Annotated in this window: 13 protein-coding genes and 1 pseudogene; 11 read left to right on the top strand and 3 right to left on the bottom strand. The window is 42.0% G+C overall.

Going from position 1 to position 16,835, the window contains the following annotated elements; translation table 11 throughout:
- The first annotated feature begins 110 nt into the window (after positions 1-110).
- Positions 111-653: an outer spore coat protein CotE gene (locus ACI48O_RS10540; RefSeq protein WP_435561778.1), complete on the top strand. Its 543-nt coding sequence runs from the start codon at positions 111-113 to the stop codon at positions 651-653.
- A 964-nt stretch (positions 654-1,617) separates the two neighbouring features.
- Here ACI48O_RS10540 and ACI48O_RS10535 read toward each other — a convergent pair.
- Entirely contained in the window at positions 1,618-2,532 is a 915-nt protein-coding gene (locus tag ACI48O_RS10535) for a nuclease-related domain-containing protein (RefSeq protein ID WP_435561751.1), read from the bottom strand.
- A 99-nt stretch (positions 2,533-2,631) separates the two neighbouring features.
- On the opposite strand from ACI48O_RS10535, the pseudogene ACI48O_RS10530 reads away from it, so the two are divergent.
- From ACI48O_RS10530 to ACI48O_RS10510, 5 genes and pseudogenes are all read left to right on the top strand, one after another.
- Positions 2,632-2,937 (top strand): annotated as a pseudogene (locus ACI48O_RS10530) (VOC family protein); the annotation flags it as partial.
- Between the two features lie 258 nt (positions 2,938-3,195).
- On the top strand, positions 3,196-3,666 hold the full coding sequence (locus tag ACI48O_RS10525; protein ID WP_435561777.1) for a VOC family protein: 471 nt from the start codon (positions 3,196-3,198) through the stop codon (positions 3,664-3,666).
- Between the two features lie 111 nt (positions 3,667-3,777).
- The gene (gene mutS / locus ACI48O_RS10520; protein WP_435561750.1) at positions 3,778-6,495 is read left to right on the top strand and encodes a DNA mismatch repair protein MutS; all 2,718 of its coding nucleotides are present in this window, start codon (positions 3,778-3,780) and stop codon (positions 6,493-6,495) included.
- Positions 6,496-6,516: 21 nt separating this feature from the next.
- Positions 6,517-8,625: a DNA mismatch repair endonuclease MutL gene (mutL, locus tag ACI48O_RS10515; protein WP_435561749.1), complete on the top strand. Its 2,109-nt coding sequence runs from the start codon at positions 6,517-6,519 to the stop codon at positions 8,623-8,625.
- Positions 8,626-8,758: 133 nt separating this feature from the next.
- Positions 8,759-9,205 carry a hypothetical protein gene (locus ACI48O_RS10510; protein WP_435561748.1) on the top strand — a complete coding sequence of 149 codons (447 nt, stop codon included), beginning with the start codon at positions 8,759-8,761 and terminating at the stop codon, positions 9,203-9,205.
- 92 nt (positions 9,206-9,297) lie between these two features.
- Here ACI48O_RS10510 and mreBH read toward each other — a convergent pair whose 3' ends face one another.
- Positions 9,298-10,305, bottom strand: coding sequence for a rod-share determining protein MreBH (gene mreBH / locus ACI48O_RS10505; protein ID WP_435561747.1), 1,008 nt, complete (start codon positions 10,303-10,305; stop codon positions 9,298-9,300).
- Positions 10,306-10,595: 290 nt separating this feature from the next.
- Between mreBH and miaA the strand changes: the two genes are divergently transcribed.
- The 3 genes from miaA to spoVK all read left to right on the top strand — a co-directional run bounded on the left by miaA (position 10,596) and on the right by spoVK (position 13,218).
- Positions 10,596-11,546: a tRNA (adenosine(37)-N6)-dimethylallyltransferase MiaA gene (miaA, locus tag ACI48O_RS10500; protein ID WP_435561746.1), complete on the top strand. Its 951-nt coding sequence runs from the start codon at positions 10,596-10,598 to the stop codon at positions 11,544-11,546.
- 28 nt (positions 11,547-11,574) lie between these two features.
- Positions 11,575-11,808 carry an RNA chaperone Hfq gene (gene hfq, locus ACI48O_RS10495; protein ID WP_169095962.1) on the top strand — a complete coding sequence of 78 codons (234 nt, stop codon included), beginning with the start codon at positions 11,575-11,577 and terminating at the stop codon, positions 11,806-11,808.
- A 459-nt stretch (positions 11,809-12,267) separates the two neighbouring features.
- Positions 12,268-13,218 (top strand): stage V sporulation protein K, encoded by a 951-nt coding sequence (gene spoVK, locus ACI48O_RS10490; RefSeq protein WP_435561745.1) that lies wholly within the window; start codon positions 12,268-12,270, stop codon positions 13,216-13,218.
- An 85-nt stretch (positions 13,219-13,303) separates the two neighbouring features.
- Here the strand turns inward: spoVK and ACI48O_RS10485 are convergent, their stop codons facing one another.
- A complete protein-coding gene (locus ACI48O_RS10485) occupies positions 13,304-13,936 on the bottom strand; it encodes a trimeric intracellular cation channel family protein (protein WP_435561744.1) in 633 nt (210 codons plus the stop codon).
- 207 nt (positions 13,937-14,143) lie between these two features.
- On the opposite strand from ACI48O_RS10485, the gene hflX reads away from it, so the two are divergent.
- Together hflX and ACI48O_RS10475 are read left to right on the top strand one after the other, a co-directional pair.
- Positions 14,144-15,403: a GTPase HflX gene (hflX, locus tag ACI48O_RS10480; RefSeq protein WP_435561743.1), complete on the top strand. Its 1,260-nt coding sequence runs from the start codon at positions 14,144-14,146 to the stop codon at positions 15,401-15,403.
- A 15-nt stretch (positions 15,404-15,418) separates the two neighbouring features.
- Positions 15,419-16,693 (top strand): methionine gamma-lyase family protein, encoded by a 1,275-nt coding sequence (locus tag ACI48O_RS10475; RefSeq protein ID WP_435561742.1) that lies wholly within the window; start codon positions 15,419-15,421, stop codon positions 16,691-16,693.
- Positions 16,694-16,835: the final 142 nt, after the last annotated feature.

The following is a 16,835-nucleotide window of genomic DNA, read 5'->3' as shown; positions in this document are numbered from 1 at the left end:
ACTATGAACTATGCCTAAACTTTTACCTAGCAACGGTTAAAAATTATCGCACACTAGTCTAATATCTCGCATAGGATGAATTGAAAATGAATGAGGAGGGTTCGCTCGCAATGGGAGAATACAGAGAGATTATCACGAAAGCGGTTGTGGCGAAGGGACGTAAATTTACGCAGTCAAAACACACAGTTTGCCCGGCACACAATCCGTCCAGCATTCTCGGCTGTTGGATCATTAACCATAAATACGAGGCGAAAAAGGTCGGAAATACTGTAGAAATAGATGGGACTTATGACATTAACGTTTGGTACTCTTATAGCGATAATACAAAGACAGAAGTAGTCACTGAGCGTGTAAGCTATACAGATGTCGTTAAATTAAAACACCGCGACCCTGGCTGCCTTGATGACAACGAGGTTATCGCTCGAGTCCTGCAACAGCCAAACTGCTGTGAAGCTGTCATCTCATCAAGCGGAAAGAAAATCGTCGTCCACGTTGAACGGGAATTTCTTGTGGAAGTGATCGGTGAAACAAAAATTTGTGTAGCCGTCAGTCCAGGAAAATGTTCCCACAATGACGATGACTGGGGTACAGATCTAGACGATGAATTCAAAGATTTAGACCCCGATTTCCTAAAAGACAAGAAAGAAAAATAACCCGCAACTAGGAAGGCCCTACTTCCTAGTTTTTTCTTTTGTTTGTGGGGGTGCGGAAGTTTGGGGTGGATTGGTTTTAATAAATAGTATGCTGGGGGGTGGGGGGATAGAAGGGGTGTATGGTGAAATCCATGGGGAGTGGCATAAGCTTGAGGTTATTAGACAAAAGTAGGGGTATGAAAAAGTGGCCAATAACACCGGCCCTAATGGCCAAATACCAAGGGAGAAAACGTAAAAATAGCCAATAGAGCGGTCCCACTGGCCAAAACCACAAGGAGAAAACGAAAAGTGACCAATAGAGTGGCCCCATTGGCCAAAACCCAAGGAAGAAAAGGGAAAAGTGGCCAATAGAGTGGCCCTATTGGCCAAAACCCATTGAAGAAAACGAAAAAGTGGCCAATAGGGTGGCCCCATTGGCCAAAACCCAAGGAAGAAAAGGGAAAAGTGGCCAATAGAGCGGTCCCATTGGCCAAAACCACAAGGAGAAAACGAAAAAGTGGCCAATAGAGCGGTCCCATTGGCCAAAACCACAAGGAGAAAACGAAAAAGTGGCCAATAGATCGGCCCCATTGGCCAAAACCACAAGGAGAAAACGAAAAAGTGGCCAATAGAGCGGCCCCACTGGCCAAAACCCAAGGAAGAAAAGGAAAAAGTGGCCAATAGGGTGGCCCCATTGGCCAAAACCACAAGGAGAAAACGAAAAAGTGGCCAATAGAGCGGTCCCACTGGCCAAAACCAAGGGAAAAATGGCCAATAGAGCGGCCCCACTGGCCAAAACCCAAGGAAGAAAAGGAAAAAGTGGCCAATAGGGTGGCCCCATTGGCCAAAACCAAAGAAAGAAGTGGCAAGGGGACTAAGGTGTGACCAACATCTTAAAAAATACTTAACAAAACAAAAACATCAAGCTGCACAATAATTATTTTAGAATCCCACAGTACATAATAATAACAGACAAATTATTAAATTATTTCTTAACATAATAAGAATACCTATTTTTCCCCACTATTTTATAATTCCGCGCCAATACCCTCCTAATTTTCCTTTCGCAGCCTGCCAACCGACACCAATCATAAACAATATTAGCCGTAACCCTCGTATCAGGAAAAAGCAGCATTATTTCCTCAACGCCGCGCACCACTGCCGACTCGATTCCTTCAACATGGCCGCATACGTCACAAACCATCTTCCTTCCATCCGCAGTTACTAAGAATGAGTCACAGCAGGCACTGGTAACACCCTTCTTGAAATGACCGTATTCATATGGGGGCACGAGAGTGAAGGGAGGATCAGTAATATGCTCTTTAAGCAAAAGATCTGCAAGTTTCCGATGCATATTATTTAGTTTTGATGGTTTCGCACTCAAGTTTTTCAAAAATCCGTTAAGTTGTGGGTTAAATAGGATGGGTTCATTTAAAGGAGCTTGGTATAAAAAGAAATTGGAATTAATGAAAACTACGTGGCCATCGATAGGGAAATGAAAACCGTGTTTTTGAAGTAATTGGCGGAGTAGGGTCTTGCACCGGTTTAATTGATGCAGGGGATTTGTGATATCTTTTTTGCTAGTTAAAATTTTGAAATTGCCATCTTGATAAATATAATCTCCCTCAAAATTTTTTATCTCGAATACGATTAAGGAATCCTGCGTAATAAATAATGAATCAATTTGAAATAGCGTGTTGTTTACCTCAAGTAACAAATCATTCAAAATGTAAAATTTACTGTCCAGGCTTGCTGTTAAAGAGTCAAACTGTACTTCACCCTCATATCCTTTCCTTAAGTTTCTGTAGTGCTGCTTAACCGAGGCTTCTAAGTCCATTCTTTTGTTTAACAATGTAAGCACTTTTAATTCCTTTGATTCAGTTCTAGATTTTAAAGGCATAGTTCACTTCCTTTCTGGATTCTAGCTTTATTTTATAAAAAAATAGAAAGAAAAGTATGGGAATATTATGTCATATTTAGGAAAATACGGGGGGTAACAATGAAGATTTACCAACTCCAATTGCAGTGCCACAAGCTAAACGAAATGAAGAAATTTTATTCGGAAACATTACAAATGGATGTAGTGAACGCGACTGCGAACGCGTTTACGATAACGGCAGGAACCACAAAATTAATTTTTGAAAAAGTAGAGAAGGTGCCTTTTTATCATGTTGCATTTCGGTGTGGCAGTAAATTTTATAGTCATATGACACGAAAATTAAGAGAACACAATCTGATATTAAAAGAGGAGATCAGTTCATTTTGGAAAGGAAGACAGTGTTATTTTTACGATCCGGACGGAAATGTCATCGAAATGATTGAACGAAAAAACCAAGAAACTGGCTGGTATGATGTAGGTGAGATCGGCTGGCCTTCCCAAAGTGTCCCTAAAATGCAAAATACGTTAAACCAACTTGCTAAGGATACAATAACCAGAAAAAGTGAAACCTTTGCGTTTTTTGGAGATGAGGACGGAGTATTCGTTCTTGTGAAAAATGGGAGGCATTGGTATCCGACCGCTCGCGCTGCAGAAGTTCACCCTATTAAAATAGTAGTTAGCGGAATGGAAGATGCTCGTTTTTCGCATCCATCTTTACCTTATCAAGTAATCGTTCGTAAGGAATGGAATAAAAAGGTGCCCGCCGTTCAATTTCGAATCGCGCGTCCGACAAACCAAATCCAAAAAATAATTGAGTTTTATGAGTTGGGGATTGGTTTGGAGAAAATTGGTGAGTTCAGCCAGCATGAAGGTTATCAAGGGGTCATGTTTGGGGCGCCCGACCATCAATATCATTTGGAGTTTACCCAATTTGAGACACCGGTCCAACTGCCAACTCCAACGAAAGAGCACCTCCTTGTCTTTTATATACCTGATTTATTTGAGCGAAATGTAATTGTTTCCCGTCTGGAAAGTATGGGATATCGACCTGTTGAACCGGAAAATCCTTATTGGTCAAGGGGTGGGATCACAATCGAAGACCCTGATGGATGGCGGGTTGTCTTAATGAATACTCCCGGGATTAGCGGAAACTAGTTTAAAAACCTTTTACAAATAGGCAAACCTTTCATATCTTCAACAATATTTGATTATGGTATAATGAATTGTCGAAAAAGAACTGATAGATTGAGAATGTTGGAGGAAATTATGGCAACATACACGCCGATGATACAACAATATTTACAAGTGAAGGCAGACTATCAAGATGCCTTTTTATTTTTTCGTCTTGGAGATTTTTATGAAATGTTTTTTGATGATGCCATCAAGGCCTCTCAAGAACTCGAGATAACCTTAACGAGCCGGGAAGGCGGGGGCGATGGGAAAATCCCAATGTGCGGCGTTCCTCATCATTCCGCACCACAATATATTGAACAATTAATTGAAAAAGGCTACAAGGTAGCGATTTGTGAGCAAGTCGAAGACCCGCGCCAGGCAAAAGGCGTTGTGAAACGGGAAGTTGTTCAACTGATTACACCGGGGACGATGATGGAAGGTCGAGGTCTTAGTGAAAAAGAAAACAATTACCTTGCTTCGATTACTGTTTTCGAAGATGACCATACTTACGGGTTTGCCTATAACGATTTATCAACCGGTGAAAACCGTGTTTCACTCATAAAAGGGACCTTTGACGAGGTACTAAACGAATTGTCTATATCAGGAGCGAAGGAAGTGGTTGTTGCCTCAACCTTTCCAGACGAGCTCCAACGTAAAATCCGCGAGCGGGCGATTGTAACAATTTCATTTGAAAACGATGAGTCGATTTCGGGGGCCTACGCCCTTTTGCTGCAAGACCTTGACGAGCTTAAAATGAAACAAACGGTAGCCAGACTGCTTAATTATTTGTACAGAACGCAAAAGCGTAGCCTTGATCATTTGCAGCCGGTTTCGCAATATCAAATTCAGCAGTTTATGAAAATAGATTACTATTCGAAGCGAAATCTTGAGTTAACGGAAACGATCCGCTCAAAAGGGAAAAAGGGCTCGCTTCTTTGGTTATTAGATGAAACGAAAACAGCAATGGGGGGCCGCCTCCTCAAGCAGTGGATTGACCGCCCACTCATTAATCAGGATGAAATTGAGCGCCGTCACTCACTAGTTCAAACATTTATCTCACACTATTTCGAGCGTCAAGACCTTCGTGAAAAACTAACCGAGGTATATGACCTCGAGCGTCTTGCCGGGAGAGTCGCGTTTGGAAACGTAAATGCCCGTGATTTAGTTCAACTAAAGCGATCATTACAGCAAATTCCGGGAATTAAACAGCTAGTGGCAAGCCTGCCAAATGAAACAGCAGCGATGATGGCAGAGCAGCTTGACCCATGTGAAGAGGTAACTGATCTCCTCGAGCGGGCGTTGGTCGAGAATCCGCCGCTTTCCTTAAAAGAAGGAAACATTATTCAGGACGGTTACAACGAGGAACTTGATCGCTACCGTGATGCGAGCCGAAACGGTAAAACGTGGATTGCTCAGCTTGAGCGTCAGGAACGTGAAAAAACGGGGATTAAATCTCTCAAAATCGGCTATAATCGCGTATTTGGTTATTATATTGAGATTACAAGAGCTAATTTGCATCTCCTTCAAAACGACCAATACGAACGAAAGCAAACATTATCAAATGCCGAGCGGTTTATTACCCCGGAGTTGAAAGAAAAAGAGGCCTTGATTTTACAAGCTGAAGAAAAGATTGTTGAGCTCGAATATCAATTATTTACAGAGATTCGTGAAATCATTAAAGAATATATTCCGAACCTCCAAGCACTTGCGAAAAGAATCAGTGAACTCGATGTATTGCAATGCTTTGCATCGATTAGCGAGGAACGCCATTATGTGAAGCCGCAGTTTTCCGAAGAGGGACGGATTTATCTTAAGGATGGACGCCACCCTGTCGTCGAAAAGGTGATGAATGCGCAGGAATACGTTCCAAATGATTGCTATATGGACCGCGACCGTGAAATTCTGTTAATCACAGGACCGAATATGTCCGGGAAAAGCACTTATATGCGCCAAGTCGCCTTGACGGCGATCCTCGCGCAAATCGGCTGCTATGTTCCTGCTAATGAAGCGATTCTGCCCATCTTTGATCAAGTGTTTACGAGAATTGGGGCGGCCGATGATTTAATCTCCGGGCAAAGTACGTTTATGGTCGAAATGCTAGAAGCGAAAAATGCGATTACGAATGCAACGAAATCAAGCCTTATTTTATTCGATGAAATCGGCAGAGGAACTTCCACTTACGATGGTATGGCTCTCGCTCAGGCGATGATAGAATACATTCATGATCGGATCGGTTCCAAAACATTGTTCTCCACGCATTATCATGAACTAACGGTCCTCGATGAAGGGTTAGACCGTTTGAAAAACGTCCATGTTAGCGCGATTGAGCAAAATGGCAAGGTCGTTTTCCTTCATAAAATTAAAGAAGGGGCCGCGGATAAAAGCTATGGGATCCATGTTGCCGAACTAGCCGAGCTGCCACAGGAAGTCATCCGCCGTGCCAATGAAATCTTGCAAACATTAGAACAAAAATCAGATGAAACCGGGAAGAGACCGGCCTCAGCAAAACCGCAACCTTTTGAAAAAGTAGAGCAACAGGCGGGAGTAATAGAACAGCCATCTGAGCAAGCGGGTGAAATAGAAGTACAACCATCTGAAAAAGCACAGCAGGACTCTGCAGCAATAGAGCCTACGAAAATCGAACAAGCCCAGCTTTCATTTTTTGACGAAATCAAACAGCCAAAAAAGAAAGATTTGGATTCAAAGGAACGAAAGGTTCTCGAACAATTAAAAGAATTAAATCTACTAGAAATGACGCCTCTGCAAGCGATGAATACGTTGTACGAGCTTCATAAAAAAGTAAAAGGATAATCAGCATGGAGGTGAGCGATCGTGGGAAAAATCATTCTGCTTGATGACGCTCTATCAAATAAAATTGCCGCTGGGGAAGTAGTAGAACGCCCCGCTTCAGTCGTAAAGGAGTTAGTGGAAAACTCCATTGATGCAGGCAGTACCATTATTGAAATCGATATAGAGGAAGCCGGCCTTCAAAAAATCAGAATCATAGATAACGGAGCGGGCATTGAGGAAGAGGATGTCCTGATTGCTTTCCAACGTCATGCGACAAGCAAGATCAAGGATGAAAATGATCTGTTCCGAATTCGAACGCTCGGCTTTCGTGGTGAGGCCTTGCCGAGTATTGCTTCAGTATCCCGGCTGGAAATGAAGACATCAACCGGTTTAACTCCGGGGACGAAAGCCGTGATAGAAGGGGGCAAGGTGGAAACCTTTGAGAAGGCCTCCAGTCGTCAAGGAACGGATATTACTGTTTCAGATTTATTCTTTAATACTCCTGCCCGCTTGAAATATATGAAAACGATTCATACCGAGCTTGGCAACATTACCGATTTAGTCAACCGGATTGCCCTTGCTCATCCTGAGGTCTCGATTCGACTGGTTCATAATGGCCGTCAGCTCATGCACACAAACGGTAATGGTGATGTAAGGCAGGTGCTTGCTGCCATTTACGGAATGAATATTGTTAAAATGATGGTGCCGATTTCGGGCACTTCCTTGGATTTTACGATCAATGGCTATATCTCCTTACCGGAAATCACAAGGGCATCAAGGAATTATATTTCGACGATGATCAATGGCCGTTTTATCAAAAACTACTCGTTGGTGAAGGCAATCCAAGAAGGCTACCACACGCTATTGCCGATTGGCCGTTATCCGATAGTGATGTTGAATATTGAAATGGACCCGATCCTCGTCGATGTGAACGTACATCCGTCCAAACTTGAGGTTCGGCTAAGTAAAGAGCATGAACTTAATGTCCTTGTCAGCACGTTAATAAAAGATGCTTTTAAGACGAAAGAATTAATTCCATCAGGATATACTCAACCAAAGGTCGAGCGTCCAAAAACGGAGCAAACTTTTCTCGAGCTTGATCATTTACCGGAAAAAACTGCCCCGGAAAATAATCTTGAAAAAATAAATCCCACTAATCTAAACCGTACCGAAGCAGCGGCAAGCGGAAAGACGGAATTCTTGCCAAACCCGCAGATGCCTGCAAACGAAACGAAGATTTCAACATCTGCACCAGTATCAAGTGGTTTTCCGCTCAGGGAGGACAGCAGTACGAATGACTATGTCCGGATTGCTACAGAATCTATTCCAACAGGTTTACCAGCAGCAAAAATCGCGGAGCGCCTTGTTCCTTCTGATGAACTGGAGACAAACGAAGTAGGAACGTCACTTGCAGATTGGAATGGGGAAGCTTTGACCTTTGCAGATGTTCACGAGACTCCTGAGGACGCTCCGTCACAGCAAACCCAAGATACGTTTGTCCAAGCTGAAACATCTGCCGCCCAAACGCCCGAGCAAACGTACCAAAATCAATATCAAAACGTAAGCACCCGCATCCCGCCGCTTTATCCAATTGGCCAAATGCACGGCACCTACATTTTGGCGCAAAATGATAAAGGTTTGTATTTGATTGACCAGCATGCCGCACAGGAGCGCATAAAGTACGAATATTACAAGGAAAAAGTCGGACAGGTTGATAGTGAGCTTCAGGAATTACTTGTTCCGATCACCTTTGAATATTCGCTTGATGAAGCCTTGAAAATCGAAGAACACAAGCATGAGCTAGAAAAAGTCGGTGTGTTTTTAGAGGGATTCGGGATTAACACTTATATTGTACGGTCTCACCCGGTCTGGTTTCCAAAGGGTGAGGAAAAAGAAATCATCGAAGACATGATCGAACAGCTTTTAGATATGAAAAAAGTAGATATTAAAAAATTGCGTGAGGAAGCAGCCATTATGATGAGCTGTAAAGCGTCGATTAAGGCCAATCACCATTTACGAACCGATGAAATCCAAGCATTATTAGATAAGCTAAGAATGACCTCTGATCCTTTCACCTGCCCGCATGGCCGGCCGATCATCATTCATTTTTCATCCTATGAATTAGAAAAGATGTTCAAGCGGGTTATGTAAAAAAATAATGAAAGGTACCACCAAAAAACGAAACTTGCATCCTCGTTTCATCGTCTATAAAGATGAATAGACTAGTTTCAAGAAAGAAGAAATATAGTAAGAATATAAGCAACCTTAAACGAGGTGGTAATTTTTGATTGTATTCGGTCTCCTCAGTACATTTTTACCGGCAGTGATATTGATTTTTATCATTGCTTATGCAGCGAAAAATAAAGAGCAAGGAGGAGAAAAAGTGATCAGGCATTTATATACTTATCTAGTCTTATTCGCTACCTTAATGATGGTGATCGGCGGTGGAATATCGGTCTTTATGGCAACAGCCGATTTAGTCAGTCCGCCGGGTTATTTTCAAACGTACACAGAATATAAGCAAATGAGAACTTCCGAAAAAATGAATGGAACTGAAGAATTAAGCGAAAAGGAAATCCGCAGCGATTATGAACAGGCTGTCGAAGATGAGGAAAATCGAACACAGCAACGGGCTAAAAACCAAATTATTAAAAGTTTAGGGTTTATCCTTATCCCGCTTCCAGTTTTCGTTTACTTCAATGGAATGAGGAAAAAAATAAAAGAAGAATAACGAAAAGGCTGCTGGACATCTAAAAGTCCAACAGCCTTTTTTACAAGTAATGAATGAGTGTCTAGCGCAAGCCACCCAGCGCTTCCGCTTTTTTATATTCTTACAGTCTGAAGTTTATTAAAATAGTGAAGTGCCTTTCCTGCCCCTAGTGCCACCGATTCTAGCGGATTTGGCGCTAGATGCACGGGTACAAAAATCTCTTGTGTCAGCCACTCCTCTATCCCTCTTAACAGAGAGCCGCCTCCCGTTAAAATAATCCCGCGATCGACGATATCTCCGCTTAGTTCAGCCGGACAATTCTCAAGCGTAACCTGAATCGCAGCTAAAATATCAAATAATGATTCTTTAAGCGTTTGATGAATTTCTTTTGATGATAAGGAAATCGTTTTAGGCAGTCCTGACAGCAAATCACGTCCTCGAACCTCCATAACCATTTCTTCATGATTAGCTGTTGCGTAGCCGATTTCCATTTTGATCGTTTCAGCCGTTCGTTCCCCGATTAGCAGGTTATAATTTTTACGTAAATATTGAATGATATCATCATCCATTTGGTCACCAGCGATTTGAATGGAATGACAGGCAACGACTCCGCCATAAGAAATGATTGCTACTTCTGTCGTGCCGCCGCCGATATCGACAATGACATTCGCCACGGGCTCATCAACAGGTAGGCCCGCTCCAATCGCTGCTGCAACAGGCTCCTCAATGATATGCACTTTCTTAGCTCCTGCGTTTCGAACAGCATCATGAATCGCTCGGCGGTCAACGCTGTTCGACCCGGATGGGGTACAAACAATCACATTCGGTTTTCTAAGTGAAAAACCGAGCTTTCTGCTTGTTTTACTCATTATATATTTCAGCATATCTGTCGTTATTTCGTAGTCTGCGATGACTCCATCCTTTAATGGGCGGATCGTTACGATTTTTTCAGGCGTTTTCCCAATCATATTTTTGGCCTCAATCCCAACGGCAAGGACCTTCTTTGTTTTTTTATCAATAGCCACAACAGCTGGTTCGTTAAAAGCAATTCCTTTATTCTTGCTGGAGACAAGGATATTCGCTGTTCCTAAATCTATCCCAATTTCTGCTGTTGTAATCATTCTATCCCATCCTATTCTATAAAAATATTTACCTATACATATTTCTGTTACGATTAGAGGAATAAGGGGGTTGTAACCGTATCGTTATCGGGATGTAAAAATAAAGGGAAAAAATGTAATAAATCGATCCCCGCCCCTTTGTATAAGCCAATCATCATTTGGTGATAATGTTTAGGTGTTCAATAGCAGGCAATAAATATGATAAGATAAGGGGGGAACAGCTCTGCGAATATGTTTTTTTCGCAGCGTGGTTTGAAATTGGGTAAACCATTAAAGGCAGTGTGAAATCATTGAATAATAAAGAAAAATTGGTGGTCATTATTGGTCCAACGGCTGTTGGGAAGACCAAGCTTAGCATTGAACTAGCCAAGCGGTATAATGGAGAAATCATTAGCGGCGACTCCATGCAAATATACAGAGGGATGGATATTGGTACTGCAAAGATTAAGGAAGAGGAAATGGAAGGAATTCCGCACCATTTAATTGATATCAGAAACCCTGAACAAGAATTTTCTGCAGCTGAGTTTCAACAGCTTGTTCGTGAAAAAATTACGGAAATTTCAAGTCGAAATAAGCTGCCAATTATCGTCGGTGGTACGGGGCTGTATATTCAAGCAGCCATTTTTGATTACCAGTTTTCAGATGCCCTATCCGATCCTGAATTTCGCAGCAAACTTGAAAAGCGAGCAGATCTGGAAGGAAATCAGGTCTTGCACGATGAATTAGCCAGTATTGATCCACAAAGTGCAAGTGAGATCCATCCGAACAATGTTCGCAGGGTAATTAGGGCGCTTGAGATTTATCATTGTACCGGAAAGACGAAAGAGGAGACACAAGCCAATCAATCACCAGAACTGATGTATGAGACGGCTTTAATTGGTTTGACAATGGATCGTGAGCAATTATACGAGCGCATTAACCTCCGTGTTGATTTAATGGTCGAGGAGGGGTTGCTGGAAGAGGTCGAGTCCTTGTATAAGCGCGGCCTTCGTACATGTCAATCGATTCAGGCAATAGGGTACAAAGAAATTTATCAATATTTAGATGGGCTGACAAGCCTGCCTGAAGCCATTGAGACATTGAAGCAAAATTCCCGCCGCTATGCGAAAAGGCAATTAACTTGGTTTCGTAATAAAATGAATGTACAATGGTTTAATATAGGGGAAGATGATTTTGTGAAAAAAATCTCTGAAATTTCTGCCTATATTGAAGGAAAGCTTCAACTTAAATCGAATACATAATATTAGAGATAAAAGAGGAGGATCTGTAATGAAAACATCCATTAATATCCAAGACCAGTATTTAAACCAGCTTCGTAAGGACGGAACAAACGTAACTGTGTTTTTATTGAACGGATTTCAACTAAGAGGTCAAATCAAAGGGTTTGATAATTTTACGGTCTTGTTTGAATCAGAAGGGAAGCAACAGTTAGTGTATAAGCATGCAATTTCTACCTTTGCCCCTCAGCGGAATGTTCAATTAGACTTAGAAGGCGCACAGTAATCCTTCTTGTATAGATCCTGGTAAAAACGGCTCACTCTCGTGGTGGGTCGTTTTTTTTATTTGCTTTGCTAGTCTGTTCCTTTTTGAATGAATTAAAGATGTCCCGAATACATATAAAAGAGGTATCTTTGGCCGGGCAGCCAAGAACAAAGGGCATTGGAATTTAACGCCTCAATCAAGTCGGATTTTAATTGGAAGGCTTTGTAAAATTGGGCTGTTGATTGCAGCGAGAGGTTCTCGCGCACCTTAGGGGGAGTCCGGGAGCCTCCTCGGCGCAAGCGCCTGTGGGGTCTCCCGTGACACCTTCTCCCGCAGGAGTCTCGCACCTGCAGCGAAGATCAACAGCATGCTCAAAATCAACTTTGTTCTTTAACAAAGCTAATTAGAAAAATAAACATAGGCATTTGTCACAAATGACTGTTTGTTGCGTATACTGTCTTAGAATGTGAGGTGAAACCTTTGGATCAACCAATGCGCATGAAAAATAATGGACAGATTAGCATTACCCTCAATTCGCAAAAGAGAAATGAGTTATCGAAAGTAACCCCGGATTCTCAAAAAGTTGTTCCAAAGATCATTCCACCAGAGCATACAGCTTTAAAAGAAATCGAGGAAGAGCTTGGTGCACTTGTTGGAATGGAAGATATGAAACGAATGATTAAGGAAATTTACGCCTGGATATATGTAAATAAAAAGCGAGAAGAAATGGGCTTGAAAGCCGAAAAACAAGCGCTTCATATGATGTTTAAAGGCAATCCGGGAACCGGAAAAACAACCGTTGCCAGATTGATTGGCAAGTTATTTTTGAAAATGAATGTGTTGACGAAAGGGCATTTAATCGAAGCGGAGCGCGCCGATCTCGTTGGTGAATATATCGGCCATACCGCCCAAAAAACGCGGGATTTAGTTAAGAAAGCACTAGGTGGGATTCTTTTCATTGATGAGGCGTATTCGCTCGGACGAGGCGGGGAAAAGGATTTCGGGAAGGAAGCGATAGATACACTTGTAAAGCATATGGAGGATAAACAGCATGAATTTGTGCTGATTTTAGCCGGCTACTCAAGGGAAATGGATTACTTTTTAAGCCTAAACCCTGGCTTGCATTCACGCTTCCCGTTGGTAATTGACTTTCCGGATTACTCGATTGATCAGTTGATGGAAATTGCGGCAAGGATGCTGAAGGACCGGGAATATGTACTGAGTCACGAAGCCGAAAAAAAACTCAAAGGTCATTTAATGATTATAAAAACAGCTTTAAGCCCGAGTGGTTTCTCGAATGGACGCTATGTCCGCAACATCATTGAAAAATCGATCCGCGCGCAATCGATGCGGATCCTCATGCAAAACAGTTACGACCGGCACGAGCTATTAACGATAAGGAGCAATGATTTAGTGTTTGAAGAAGAATGATTGAGCTTGGAAGTGACTTTGATTTTTCAAAAAAAAGCTGGCCACCACGGCCAGCTTTTATCTATATCGCTCAAAATTTAATCGTTTATTGCTCCGGCATACCTTGAAGCTTATCCTGTGGAGCCATGCTGCGAATAGGCAGCTTCCAATTATACGTATAAGAAAGAATCCGTAAACTAGTAATCACAAAAAATAAAATATAAAGCTCAATTCCAGACTGGGCAAAATCCAGCCCTATTACAAGGCCAGCAAGAATAGCCCATAGCCCATAGATTTCATCCTTTAATACAAGCGGCTTTCGTTTCGCAAGTAAGTCGCGGATGATTCCGCCGCCGGCACCGGTCAGAATCGCAGCCACAATCACCGCACTAATCGGATGCTCCATTTTCGTCGCGTAAAGTGCCCCTTGAATCGCAAAGGCTGATAAACCGAGGGCATCAAAAAAATTGCCCCAGCGCTGCCAATGCTGCAGCAATTTATTTGGAAACAAAAAGATGATCGTAATGGATAGTAAAGCAACTGAGAAATAGATTCCTTGATCCCAAAGTGCAGATACGGGAACACCGATTAACAAATTCCGGATAGCTCCTCCGCCAAAAGCGGTAACGATCCCAAGAATGTAAACTCCTAAAATATCATATTCTTCTTCCATTGCTACATACGCACCGCTCGCAGCAAAGGCAATTGTTCCGATTATACTTAATACTTCCCAGGTCATTCCGTTTCCAACTCCCGCTAACTTGCCTATATTTATAAATAAATGACAATTTCGTGAATTCAATATTAAAATTTTAACATGGAATGTAGGAAATTCAACTATTTTATTGGGGAAAAATATCCTGAATAATGATACATTATGGAAATTAATGATATTTTGTTATGATATGGATAGCAACACAGTTACATAAAGAAAGAAGGTTGTTTATTGGAACGACAAGCGGATTTAGAAAAGGTTATATTAGTCGGCTGTCAAACTGCAATGGTGGATGATCTTCATTTTCAATACTCAATGGAAGAGCTTGCATCTCTTACCGATACAGCAAAAGGACAGGTCCTGATTTCGTTAAGTCAAAAAAGGGATCGGGTCCATCCCGCAACCTATATCGGGAAAGGTAAAATAGAAGAGCTGAAGAATTTAGCAGAAGAACTCGAACCAGATATCATTATTTTTAATGATGAGTTATCACCAAGCCAAATTCGAAATTTGTCCAGAGAATTTGATGCTAGGGTTATTGACCGAACTCAGCTTATTCTTGATATTTTTGCCCAGCGCGCCCAATCAAAGGAAGGAAAATTGCAGGTGGAATTGGCCCAGCTTCAATATATGCTGCCTCGGCTAGTGGGCCAGGGAACGCAATTATCAAGACTTGGTGCGGGAATCGGGACAAGAGGACCGGGGGAAACAAAGCTTGAATCGGACCGCCGCCATATTCGTCGGCGCATTGATGATATCAAAGTGCAGCTTAAGGTTATTGTCGGACATCGAGACCGCTATCGTGAAAGACGGAAGAAAAACAAAGCCTTCCAAATCGCGATTGTTGGCTATACAAATGCAGGGAAATCGACTTTATTTAATCGATTAACTGAAGCGGATACGCTTGAAGAAAATCAGCTTTTCGCTACCCTGGATCCAACGACACGCAAAATGATTCTGCCAAGTGGATTTACTTCGCTTATAACTGATACAGTTGGTTTCTTGCAGGATTTACCGACAACTTTAATCGCCGCATTCAGGTCCACCTTAGAGGAAGTTAACGAGGCTAATCTGTTGCTTCATGTCGTCGATTGTTCTAATCCTGATTATTTCCAACATGAAAAAACAGTTCAGCAGTTATTAGAGGAGCTTGAAAACGAGCATCTCCCGCAATTGACTGTATATAATAAGAGGGATGCAATGCACCATGACTTTGTGCCGACGGCCAAGACTGAAACGATTGTAATCAGTGCTTTTGAACAAGAAGACCGTCAAAGACTAAAGCAAAAGATCGAGGAATTGGTCATCGGTTTAATGGAATCATACTATGTCCATGTTCCGGCGACAGAAGGAAAGCTTCTTTCTCAATTAAAAAATGAAACGATTTTACGAGAGCTTGTTTTTGATGAGGAAAAGCAAATGTACTCTTGTAAAGGGTTTGCATACGCTGACCAGCAAATCGCTGGGCAACTCAAAAAATTTTCAGTTTAAGATAGGGGAAAAAGGATGTATCAACAGCTCGTACACGGGGAAGTATTACAAACATTAGTAAAAGAAGTAGAAACACAAATTGAACCAATTCATAAACAAATTGAGGAACGAATCGAAACAAACCAATTTCGCGTCCTCCAAAGCTATCAAAATAATAAGGTAAGTGACTCACATTTTATTCCGTCCACCGGTTACGGATATGATGATATCGGCCGTGATACGTTGGAAAAAATATATGCTGAAGTTTTTGGAGCTGAAGCCGGATTAGTTAGGCCGCAAATTATCTCCGGAACCCATGCTATCTCGATTGCACTATTTGGAATTCTGCGTCCAGGAGACGAGCTTCTTTACATAACCGGAAAACCATACGACACATTAGAAGAAATCGTTGGTATTCGAGGAAATGGTGTTGGGTCACTAAAGGAATTTGGGATATCGTATCAAAGTGTGGCGCTTACCGATGAAGGCCAAGTTAATTTCGATGCGGTTACTAAAGCAATCGGTCCAAACACAAAGATGATTGGAATCCAACGCTCGAAGGGGTATGCGACCAGACCATCGTTTACCATCGCCGAAATTAACGAAATGATCAAGTTCGTTAAGGAAATCAAAGAGGATGTAGTCGTATTTGTCGACAACTGTTATGGAGAGTTTGTAGAAGACATGGAACCGTGCCATGTCGGAGCGGATCTCATGGCGGGTTCTTTGATTAAAAATCCTGGCGGAGGCCTAGCGAAAACGGGCGGTTACATTGTCGGAAAGCAGCAATATGTTGAGGCGTGCTCGTATCGAATGACCTCACCTGGAATTGGAGCCGAAGCCGGAGCATCATTATATAGTCTACAAGAAATGTACCAAGGTTTCTTCTTGGCACCTCATGTGGTTGGGCAAGCGTTAAAAGGAGCAGTGTTTACAGCTGCAATGCTCGAAAGACTAGGAATGAACACGCATCCTAGATGGGACTCGACAAGAACAGACTTGATTCAATCGGTTCAATTTGATGACCGTGATAAGATGGTCGCTTTTTGTCAGGCGATCCAATATGCATCACCAATCAACTCCCATGTCACCCCGTATCCAAGCTATATGCCCGGCTACGAGGATGACGTCATTATGGCAGCAGGTACGTTTATTCAAGGCGCGAGCATTGAGCTGACAGCAGACGGACCGACCAGACCACCATATGTGGCCTATGTACAAGGCGGATTAACCTACTCCCATGTAAAAATCGCAATTTGTACAGCCTTAAATCATCTCTTAGAGAAAGAACTAATCCAAATAAAAAAATAATTTGTCAAAAACTTACGGAAATCCTCGAAAAAGTTGGAATTATTTATGTGAAAAGTGTATTATAAACAAGGATGTAGGCCTATTATAAATATTCAAAAATTTTATTTTTAATTGGTGTTATAAAATCTAACATGATATTGAC

The organism is Neobacillus terrisolis, from assembly GCF_051233475.1.
Taxonomy (GTDB): domain Bacteria; phylum Bacillota; class Bacilli; order Bacillales; family Cytobacillaceae; genus Bacillus_BU.
Note: the sequence above shows the minus strand (reverse complement) of the source record. Positions and strands in the feature narration are given on the sequence as shown.